The organism is Monashia sp. HAY1-2A (assembly GCF_056755315.1).
This window is the reverse complement of record NZ_JBNDHY010000510.1, coordinates 1-259: the sequence shown is the minus strand read 5'-3', so window position 1 is coordinate 259 and position 259 is coordinate 1. Positions and strand designations below refer to the sequence as shown.

Sequence of the window (259 nt, the reverse complement as noted above, 5' to 3'; positions counted from 1 at the left end):
AAATACATCAGCGCAACGGCTGTAGTTCCGTCGACGTCGTAATCTCCGTACACCAGTATTTTTTCACCGTTCTCAATGGCGTTTGCAATGCGCTCTACAGCTTTCTGCATATCTGCCATCAGGAAAGGATTGTGAATATCGGTAAGGTTCGGTTTAAAAAATTCTCTGGCCTTTTGATAATTGTCAATTCCTCTAAGAACGAGGAGTTTAGATTCAAAAGTTCCAAAACCAAGAGACGAACTCAATCCATCCACAATTT

1 protein-coding gene is annotated in these 259 nt (G+C 41.3%); it reads right to left on the bottom strand.

The genetic code is table 11. The annotated features are described in order from the left end of the window. A partial coding sequence (locus ACPYOM_RS22915) for a hypothetical protein (RefSeq protein WP_481347728.1) occupies positions 1–259 on the bottom strand: 259 nt, incomplete at both ends.